We start from the raw sequence: 10,262 nt of genomic DNA, 5'->3' as shown, positions 1-10,262 counted from the left end.
GTTGAACTGGGCGCTGACGGTACGGTCACAGCCAAGATCACCTTGGATGCCACGACGGCAGAAGGCGATCGCATCATTATCACTGACACCAGTGGCAACGTGCTGGTTGACCGTGAGGTGACCGCTGCTGATCTAACTAACGGTATTTGGGTCGAAGGCTCTGTGGTGGGCGATAAGGTTGAAGTCACCGCGCAGGTGATCGACAAGGTCGGCAACCCATCGCCGGAAGCCAGCGACAGCGCTTTGGTCGACACTGGCGACGCACCGGCTCCATCTGTAGAACTGCTGGGCGACAGCAACAGTGACGGTATTTACAACAGCGCCGAACTGGGGGCTGACGGTACGGTCACAGCCAAGATCACCTTGGATGCCACGACGGCAGAAGGGGATCGGATCATTATCACCGATACCAATGGCAACGTGCTGGTTGACCGTGAGGTGACCGCCGCTGACTTGGCTAACGGCATCCATGTTGAAGGCTCTGTGGTTGGCGATAAGGTTGAAGTCACCGCACAGGTGATCGATAAGGTCGGTAACCCATCACCGGAAGTCAGTGACAGCGCCTTGGTGGATACGGGCGCCGCTCCGACCCCGAGTGTAGAACTGCTGGGCGACAGCAACAGTGACGGCATCTATAACAGCGCCGAACTGGGTGCTGATGGTACGGTCACAGCCAAAGTGACGTTGGCATCGGGCACTGTCGAGGGCGATCGGATCATTATTACCGATATCAATGGCAACGTATTGGTTGACCGTGAGGTCACAGCAGACGATCTGACCAACGGTATTCTGGTTGAAGGTTCTGTCGTCGGCGACAAGGTTGAAGTCACCGCGCAGGTGATCGACAAGGTCGGTAACCCATCACCGGAAGCCAGCGACAGCGCTTTGGTCGACACTGGCGCCGCACCGGCCCCGAGTGTTGAACTGCTGGGCGACAGCAACAGTGACGGTATCTACAACAGCGCTGAACTGGGTGCTGACGGCACCGTTACCGCCAAAGTGATGTTGGCCTCGGGTACTGTCGAGGGTGACCGGATCATTATTATCGACACCAATGGCAACGTATTGGTTGACCGTGAGGTCACAGCAGACGATCTGACCAACGGTATTCTGGTTGAAGGTTCAGTAGTCGGCGACAAGGTCGAGGTGACCGCGCAGGTGATCGACAAGGTCGGCAACCCATCACCGGAAGCCAGCGACAGTGCTTTGGTGGATACGGGTGCCACACCGGCTCCATCTGTAGAACTGCTGGGCGACAGCAACAATGACGGTATCTACAACAGTGCCGAACTGGGTGCTGACGGTACGGTCACAGCCAAAGTGACGTTGGCCTCGGGCACTGTCGAGGGCGATCGCATCATTATTACCGACACCAATGGCAACGTACTGGTTGACCGTGAGGTCACAGCAGATGATTTGACCAACGGTATTTTGGTCGAAGGTTCAGTCGTCGGCGACAAGGTTGAAGTGACCGCGCAGGTGATCGACAAGGTTGGTAATCCGTCACCGGAAGCCAGTGACAGCGCCTTGGTCGATACGGGCGCCGCTCCGGCCCCATCTGTAGAACTGCTGGGTGACAGCAACAGTGACGGTATCTACAACAGCGCCGAACTGGGCGCTGACGGTACGGTCACTGCCAAAGTGACGTTGGCCTCAGGCACCGTCGAGGGAGACCGGATCATTATTACCGACACCAACGGCAACGTGCTGGTTGACCGTGAGGTGACCGCAGACGATCTAACCAACGGTATTCTGGTTGAAGGTTCAGTAGTCGGCGACAAGGTTGAAGTTACCGCGCAGGTGATCGATAAGGTCGGTAACCCATCACCGGAAGTCAGCGATAGTGCTTTGGTCGACACTGGCGCCGCACCGGCCCCGAGTGTTGAACTACTGGGCGACAGCAACAATGACGGTATCTACAACAGTGCTGAACTGGGTGCTGACGGTACGGTCACAGCCAAGATCACCTTGGATGCCACGACGGCAGAAGGCGATCGGATCATTATCACCGACACCAATGGTAACGTGCTGGTTGACCGAGAGGTGACTGCTACTGACTTAACCAACGGTATTCTGGTTGAAGGCTCGGTGGTGGGCGACAAGGTTGAAGTCACCGCGCAGGTGATCGACAAGGTCGGCAACCCATCACCGGAAGCCAGCGACAGCGCTTTGGTGGATGCGGGTGCCGCACCGGCTCCATCTGTAGAACTGCTGGGCGACAGCAACAGTGACGGTATCTACAACAGCGCCGAACTGGGTGCTGACGGCACCGTTACTGCCAAGGTCACCTTGGATGCCACGACGGCAGAAGGCGATCGGCTCATTATTACCGATACTAACGGCAATGTGCTGGTTGATCGCGAAGTGACCGCCGCTGACTTGGCTAATGGCATCTATGTTGAAGGCTCTGTGGTTGGCGATAAGGTTGAAGTCACCGCGCAGGTGATCGACAAGGTCGGCAACCCATCACCGGAAGCCAGCGACAGCGCTTTGGTGGATGCGGGTGCCGCACCAGCCCCGAGTGTTGAACTGCTGGGCGACAGCAACAATGACGGTATCTACAACAGTGCGGAACTGGGTACAGACGGTACGGTTACTGCCAAGATCACCTTGGATGCGTCTACAGCAGAAGGCGATCGGATCATTATTACCGATATCAATGGCAACGTATTGGTTGACCGTGAGGTCACAGCAGACGATCTGACCAACGGTATTCTGGTTGAAGGTTCAGTAGTCGGCGACAAGGTTGAAGTCACCGCGCAGGTGATCGACAAGGTCGGCAACCCATCGCCGGAAGTCAGCGACAGCGCTTTGGTCGATACGGGTGCCGCACCGGCTCCATCTGTAGAACTGTTGGGCGATACTAATGCTGATGGTATCTACAACATTAATGAAATGTCGGCGGGGTATGAATCAACAGTTACCGCGAAAGTGACATTAAATGCAGATACAGCAGTTGATGACCGCATCATTGTTAAAGATACCGATGGAACTATTTTGGTTGACCGACTAGTAACATTGGATGATCTGAATAATGGCATATTCGTTGAAGTTAGCCTTGGTTCTATTGAAGTCAATGGTCAGCAAGAGCCGGGAGTGGAAGTTTCTGCAGAAGTCATAGATAAGGTAGGTAATGGTTCTGGAGAGGTTGTTGACAGTAGCAAAGTTGATATTTGGTTGAGTAAGCCACTTATTGATCTTCAAGATGCTAGTGACAGCGGTACGAACGGTAGCGATAACCTAACGAATGTTAAGCAGCCCGTTTTTGATATCGGCCAAATTGATGCAGATGCTGATGCGACGATTCAGCTGATGGTCAAAGGACCTAATGGACAATGGTCTGCGGTTGGTACCGAAATTGTGCTGCTTGATGATGGCACCTATCAGCCGAATGAGCCATTGCCTGATGGTGAGTATCGAGTGGATGTAGGGGTGACAGATTTAGCCGGCAACACGACAAGCAACCAGTTAGAGTTCGAGGTTGATGCAACGATTTCTACTCCTACAGCAGATTTGATGGCTGCCAGTGATAGTGGCGGTAGTGATAGTGACAATATTACAAATATTACTAAGCCGGTTTTTGCTATTGGTGCAATAGATTCGGATGTAGAAGAGATCTCTATCGTGTTGACGTCGCAAACTGATGGGAGTCAGATTACGGCGAAAGCAGTATATGTTAACGGTCAATGGCTGGTTGATGGTGGCATTGAGCTTGTCAATGATGAGTGGCGTTATCGCCCTGAGTCTCCATTAGTGGATGGCGACTATCAACTGGCTGTTATCGTTACTGATACCGCGGGTAATACCGCGCAGCTTGATCTTAATAATCTACTGGAAGTGACAATTGATACTCATTCCTCGGGTAATGATGTTAGTGCACGCGTTGATGAAAACACCCTAGTTACCGGTGATGTTGTCGGTAGTGTATTGAGTGGGACTGAAACTGATATCGTTGCAGTTGGTTTCTATCATAACAACCAGCTAAATACGCTAACTGAGGATGGATATTTTGCTATTGATAGCCAAGGGAAAATTACAGTCACTCAAGTAGGGATTGACGCGGGTGTTAATGACTACGAGACGTGGATAACCATGACGAATCCTGATGGAACAAGTATGACTGATGGTTATACGATTAAGACGAAGGATGAAGCTGGCAATATCAAAGTGGTGGAGTTTGATTACTTTGTTGATGACGTTGCTGAGCCAGTGATGGCTGAAGGTCGTGGCGGTGATGACAACTTATATGTCGTCAATAGTGAAATGACTTATGCCTTCGGTGCAACATTTGATGATCAGGGAATGCCTATCGCACCGGGTATTAAAAATCCAGAGGCTTATGACCCTACGCTTGGTGCTGTTATCAATGGTGCTGATGGCAATGATCATATTATTGGTGGGGCCGGCAATGACGTCATTATGGGTGGAGTGAACGGCCAGCAAAATGGTGGCGGTGCAGGTAAAGCCGATGGGCGGCATTACGGTGATGTACTGGAAGGCCGTGAAGGGCAGGATATTTTCCGTTGGCTATCGGGTGATGGTATTGAGTTGCAGCATGAATCGCAGAGTATTACCGCGAATGATAGTGTCGCTGTAGATATTATTACCGACTTCGAATTTGGTCATATCGACATTAATACAGAAGCTGATATTTTGGACTTGTCTGGCTTACTGGTCGGTGAAAATGAAAGTAACTTGGATCAGTACTTGTCAGCCACCGTTGATGGGAATGACGTTATTCTTCACGTTGATACCGATGGATTGGGTGGACGTGGGGTAACACAGCAAATTATCTTGGAAGGAGATGCCAACAGGGTTGATGTTAATACCTTGATTGATGACTTGCTGATCCAGGGCCAGTTGACCATTGATAAATAATTGTTAGCACATAAAAGAAAGTAAAGCCCATTGGTGACAATGGGCTTTTTGTGTTTTGGGCTTGGGTTATACTAACTATTTTTCCTACGCTATTTATGTCCGTCCATTACTGACTGTGATTGGTATTACAGGGTAACAGTTTGTGTTTTGTCGATATGCTCAAAGAGTTGTTTGAATGCCAAAGTGAGTTTGTGTTGCGGGAAAAGATGGATTAATGGCGTTTGCTGATAGTGTGACTCTTTCATCTTGATTGAGAGCGGCAAGTAGGGCTGAAGGATGGGTAACCCAAGATCTTGAAGATCATTAACGATCTGTGTTGGGAATTTTGCTTGTGCGTTAAACATATTGACAATGATCCCTTCAACACTGAGTTGCCTATTATGATCTTCGCGTAGTTCAGCGACATTATTAAGTAGGGTTATCAGAGCTTGCTGAGAGAAACTGTCACAATCAAAAGGAATAAGGAGCCGATCTGCGGCAATTAGCGCGGCTTTGCTGTAAAAGTTGAGATTAGGGGGCGTATCTATGTAGATCCGGTCAAAGTCCTCTTCTAGTTCTTTAAGCGCATCACGTAATTTATAGATTTTGTAGCGACGTTCTAACTCGGCTTCAATTTTTTCAAGCTTCTGACTAGAAGGGATAAGGAACAGATTGTCATAAGCGGTTTGTTGGGGGTAACTTTTTATTGGTGTTGAAACCGAAAACCAACCGACAGTTTGATTGAGAAGATCGGCAATGCTTTTATCGTGATTGTTGAGCTCACCGAGCCCGAGGTAATGACTACTATTTCCTTGTACATCAAGGTCAACAAGTAAGGTCTTGTAACCCTGTGCGGCACTGAGAGCGGCGAGATTAGCTGCAATACTTGATTTGCCCACCCCGCCTTTTTGATTGAAAATAACACGACGCATATTTGGGTATCCTGCCTTGGACTATGTTCATACCGAATACGGTACATGACCAATTTATGCGCCGCAATGCTTATTGTAGTAACTCGTGATCCGGTGGTAATAAACGCGATATCCATAAAACAAGTTTATGTTTCATGTTGGGCCCATCTTCTTTATCCGCTGGTAAAGGGGTAATTTGCTGAGCTGCAACAAGAAGCCGATAGATGCATTCCACTTTGTCTTTGGGTGAGGTTGAGCGGTCAAGATCAGCAAATCCTTGCTTTTTGGCGAAAGCCATTCCGAGGGTGATGGCTTGTTTTAGTAATTTGGCCTCATTCTTGATTTTTTTCATCAAGTACATCCTTTTCAAATTATTTGCCCAGTATTTATTACAGGGGTCTATACCCACGTTATCTCACTCTGAACCCTGCATCTTGAGGTTGCTTGGGTATATTGAATATACCATCTAAAGTACCTTGCTGTATCTTAACGTGTTCCGACTTTGATGTTGCAACGCTGGAAGATTTGTTTCCATTGCTCAACATGATTGAGAGTTGCAGTCCTGAAGCGCAGTTGAAGCTCATTGGTAAGATAGTGATTATAGTAACCCTGTAGGTGGAGGTGCTGTTCTAATTGACTTGAGAACAGTTCATTGAGTTCGGGTTGGATCTGGTTGTACTGTGAGTCTAATTTTGCAAGGTAAGGTTGAATATCTTTGGCAAAGAATTTATAGAAAACATTGCTGAGATATTCAGCTTTTTGCTGATTATGGTTTTTGCCGCAAATGATATGTTGCTGCTGGTCTGCCAGCATACTGGTAATGCTATTGAGCCAGACAATCGCGGTTTCCATAGAGTAGATAAGTTGCCCGAAATAGTGAAATGGATGCAGTGTTTGCTGATGGGTGAGTAGCCGTTCAAGTTCAGTGTTTTCGATGTATTTCGCTTTTTCAATTTGAGCGTTGATCAAGGTTAAATATGATATAGCTCCCATGAGTTCATCGAAGCCATAGAATGAGGTTAACGGAAATACTTGGTGGTGAATGACCCATTGTTGCCGCCATTCTTGGCCTGTGGTTAGCATGTTCCAGATATGCAAGGGCAATTGGGTCTGTTTTTGTTTATGAATATCTTGCAGGGTATGAATCAACGTTGAATCTGCGGGTAAGTTTTGGATGCAGTACTGCAAGCCATTGGTGAGCATAATTTCATAGCGGAGTTGTCGTGTTTTATCTTGGACTTTACCCAGGATCGAGTTTCTTTCTGCGATTAAATTAAATAGTCCGCATTTTCTTAGTTCATAGGCATCAATTAAGTTGATCCGAATGTCATCAATCGGGATATACAGGTCTCGTTTATCGGGGAAGGGAATGACATTTGGTTCAGGCAGATCTGGGGAGGGGATATCGAGAACATTGGCGAGCCTTTGTTGGTATTGCTTCAGGCTGGCAATTGTACTGTTCTGCTCACAGCCACTGAGTATGGCTGAAAGTAGGAGAGCGGAAGAAAAGATAGCTACTTTCTGCCAATGACGTCGGGCAGAATGGAATAGGGTAAAGATAAGGCTCTGTATCGGGTCAGAAATAATGATGCTCCGTTATGCAACATTGCTATAGAAATTATATACCCAAGTAAACTCAATAGGCTTGTTTTAGTGAGAATACATTGATGTCTAATCAAGGTGTAGATTTGATTAGACGGTGGCTTTACGGGAAAATCGAGCCAAAGAAAAGGTGGCTAGAGCCACCTTTAATAGTCTGTTTTATAAGTGATGATTATCGGTGCGACATTGCTAACTGTGCATTGAAATCTTGGCGATGAACCCATCGTAGTCGCGTAGCTAGCATTATGGCTGCCGAGGTCAAGCCAATGATGTTACCAATCCAGAATCCGTGTGGACCCATAGGTTCAATAAACAAACCGGAAATACCTAAGATGTAGCCAATTGGCAATCCCAGAATCCAGTACGCGATGAATGTGCGGATAAAGATAGCTCGCATATCTTTATATCCACGCAGAGCACCGGCTGCGACCACTTGGATAGCATCGGTACATTGGTAGATAGCGGCAAGAAACAGTAGTTGGCCAGCAATGAGGATAACTTCAGGGTTGTCAGTGTACATCAGTGCAATATGCTCACGGAACAGTACTGTTGAAGTTGCAGTGAGGATTGCGATAGTCAAGGCAACGAGTAAACCACAGCGGCTAGCGATCTTAGCTTCGAAGACATTCTCTCGACCGAGCAGATATCCGACTCGGATACTCAAGGCAGATCCCAGACTCATCGGGATCATGAAGATCAGTGATGAGAAGTTACTTGCGATCTGGTGGGCTGCAACTGTGATTGAACCTAGAGGTGAGATCAACAAGGCAATGGCTGCAAACAGAGAAACTTCGAAGAAAATGGAGGCAGCAACGGGCAGGCCAAGTCTGAACAAACGAGTTAGTGCTTTAAGCTGTGGTTTATGCCATTTTTCAAATAGCCCGATACGGTTCAAGCGTTTGTTGAACTTGATATAAACCAGCATCGAGAAAAACATTAGCCAATAGACTATCGCGGTAGCAACACCACAACCCACGCCGCCCATCGCTGGTGCGCCGAATTTACCGTAAACGAAAATCCAGTTAAGCGGGATGTTTGCCGCAAGGCCGATAAAACCAATCACCATAGCGGGAATGGTGAGTGACAAGCCTTCGGAGTAGCATTTTAATGTTTGGAAAAACAAAAAGCCAGGTACGGCGAAGACGACGGCATGGAGATAACCAATGGTTTTTTCTGCCAAGGCCGGCTCAACATCCATCATGTTGATCAGTACACCTGCGTTGTACAGAATTAACATAATAGGTACAGACATGATCAGGGCCAGCAAAAAGCCGTGCTGAACCTCGAAAGGTATTTTATCTTTTTTCCCAGAGCCGTTAAGGGTTGCCACGATAGGAACGAGAGCGATAAGTAGTCCGACGCCAAATAAAATGGATGGTAGCCAGATACTTGTGGCTACTGAGACTGCCGCCATATCTGTCGCACTCACGCCTCCCGCCATAACAGTATCAACAAAACCCATAGATGTTTGGGCAATAGAGGCTATGAGAACGGGGATCGCAAGTTTTAACAAGTGACGTGTTTCACGTCGGTAATTTTGCACGAGAGAATCCTTTGAATGTACTAAACGCGGGCATTATAGCGGCAAACGTTTACCTTACAATTGTTATGTGTAGTTAGTTCATATAATTGATAAGGCGTATCTCCCAATTACATAAGATGCAGGATTTAGAGTACGTTAAATCATGTATCGAGCTCGCCTTTTATTGCGCTCTCTTCTGTGTAGTGGCTTTGGTATAATGGTGCAATACACATAGGGGGGGAATAATTATGTTTACGGGTATTGTTCAAGGGACCGCAGAGGTTGTGGCTATTGAAAAGAAAGAGCAATTTCAAACACACGTCCTTGAATTGAGCGAGTCGATGCGGGATGGTTTGGCGTTGGGTGCATCGGTTGCGCATAACGGGTGTTGCCTTACCGTGACAAAAGTCGATGGGGATCGAGTCAGCTTTGATTTGATGCAAGAAACGTTGGCAGTGACAAATCTGGGCCAGTTAAACACGGGTGATCATGTCAATATTGAACGTGCTGCTCGCTTTGGTGACGAAATTGGCGGCCATTCAATGTCGGGCCATATTAACGCAGTTGTAGAAATAGCTAAGATTGATACAGCGCCTAATAACTGTACGATTTGGTTTACCATTCCTGAACAATACCAGAAGTATATTTTACGTAAGGGTTACATTGGTTTAGACGGCTGTTCGTTGACGATTGGCCACGTTGAGGAGGGGCGTTTTTGCGTACACCTTATTCCAGAAACCCTTCAGCGTACATTGTTTGGATCTCGGCAGGTTGGCGATATGGTCAATATGGAAATTGATCCTCAAACTCAGGCGATAGTTGATACCGTTGAACGTGTGTTAGCCCAGAGAGGGTGAGGAAGTATTTAACCAAGTAACCTTCAGCGTTAATTAATCAGTGTTAATCAAATTGGAGGTTACTTGGATTTGGATATAGATGGATTAAAAAATCTGCTCGTCGTCAGCATCAACAAATAAGTTGATGGTTTTGTGAAGTTCATCAACTTGCATGTTTAGATGGATGGCATGACAGCAGGCAGGGCAGTCATCGTAAAATTCTTGACTACCAGCACTGGCATCGAGAGTAATATGGATATGATGGCCGCAGTGAGGGCACTCGACTGATTTTTCAGAATAATTTTTCATTATCAACTCCTCGAGATGATGCGTTATGGAGAGGTGATTCGATTACCTGACCTTGCAACAAATCTTTTTTCTTCTGTTGATTTAACTTTAGCGATTGCTGTTCGTTTTCGCTCAAAATTAACTGTAAATTTTGACTGGGTAGAGGATTTTGCTATTCAGTTATGAGTGGGGTATCGATGTTAGAAGAAAAGACTAGATGTTTTGATAAAGGCGAATGTCGAGATG

7 protein-coding genes are annotated in these 10,262 nt (G+C 47.2%); 2 read left to right on the top strand and 5 right to left on the bottom strand.

Features of this window, described 5'->3' with window-relative positions; genetic code table 11:
- Positions 1-4,878 (top strand): Ig-like domain-containing protein (locus ABT56_RS19375; protein ID WP_047880567.1); only part of this gene is annotated, 4,878 nt, incomplete at its 5' end.
- A 125-nt stretch (positions 4,879-5,003) separates the two neighbouring features.
- Here ABT56_RS19375 and ABT56_RS19370 read toward each other — a convergent pair.
- The 4 genes from ABT56_RS19370 to ABT56_RS19355 form a co-directional block, all read right to left on the bottom strand.
- On the bottom strand, positions 5,004-5,789 hold the full coding sequence (locus ABT56_RS19370) for a ParA family protein (protein ID WP_047880566.1): 786 nt from the start codon (positions 5,787-5,789) through the stop codon (positions 5,004-5,006).
- Between the two features lie 70 nt (positions 5,790-5,859).
- Positions 5,860-6,120 (bottom strand): DUF5062 family protein, encoded by a 261-nt coding sequence (locus ABT56_RS19365; RefSeq protein WP_047880565.1) that lies wholly within the window; start codon positions 6,118-6,120, stop codon positions 5,860-5,862.
- Between the two features lie 134 nt (positions 6,121-6,254).
- The gene (locus ABT56_RS19360) at positions 6,255-7,211 is read right to left on the bottom strand and encodes a DUF3080 domain-containing protein (RefSeq protein WP_276203190.1); all 957 of its coding nucleotides are present in this window, start codon (positions 7,209-7,211) and stop codon (positions 6,255-6,257) included.
- A gap of 331 nt (positions 7,212-7,542) precedes the next feature.
- Entirely contained in the window at positions 7,543-8,913 is a 1,371-nt protein-coding gene (locus ABT56_RS19355; protein WP_047880563.1) for an MATE family efflux transporter, read from the bottom strand.
- A gap of 227 nt (positions 8,914-9,140) precedes the next feature.
- On the opposite strand from ABT56_RS19355, the gene ABT56_RS19350 reads away from it, so the two are divergent.
- Positions 9,141-9,749 carry a riboflavin synthase gene (locus tag ABT56_RS19350; protein ID WP_047880562.1) on the top strand — a complete coding sequence of 203 codons (609 nt, stop codon included), beginning with the start codon at positions 9,141-9,143 and terminating at the stop codon, positions 9,747-9,749.
- An 84-nt stretch (positions 9,750-9,833) separates the two neighbouring features.
- Here ABT56_RS19350 and ABT56_RS19345 read toward each other — a convergent pair whose 3' ends face one another.
- Complete coding sequence (locus ABT56_RS19345) at positions 9,834-10,037, bottom strand: CPXCG motif-containing cysteine-rich protein (protein ID WP_047880561.1); 204 nt, start codon at positions 10,035-10,037, stop codon at positions 9,834-9,836.
- Positions 10,038-10,262: the final 225 nt, after the last annotated feature.

The sequence above is a fragment of the Photobacterium aquae genome (assembly GCF_001029445.1).
GTDB classification, from domain to species: Bacteria; Pseudomonadota; Gammaproteobacteria; order Enterobacterales; family Vibrionaceae; genus Photobacterium; species Photobacterium aquae.
This window is presented reverse-complemented; position numbering and strand designations above follow the sequence as displayed.

What these genes read in the sequence shown, in the direction of transcription:
- ABT56_RS19370 (WP_047880566.1), bottom strand. Translation starts at nt 5,789, where the DNA reads ATGCGTCGTGTTATTTTCAATCAAAAAGGCGGGGTGGGCAAATCAAGT.
- ABT56_RS19365 (WP_047880565.1), bottom strand. Translation starts at nt 6,120, where the DNA reads ATGAAAAAAATCAAGAATGAGGCCAAATTACTAAAACAAGCCATCACC.
- ABT56_RS19350 (WP_047880562.1), top strand. Translation starts at nt 9,141, where the DNA reads ATGTTTACGGGTATTGTTCAAGGGACCGCAGAGGTTGTGGCTATTGAA.
- ABT56_RS19345 (WP_047880561.1), bottom strand. Translation starts at nt 10,037, where the DNA reads ATGAAAAATTATTCTGAAAAATCAGTCGAGTGCCCTCACTGCGGCCAT.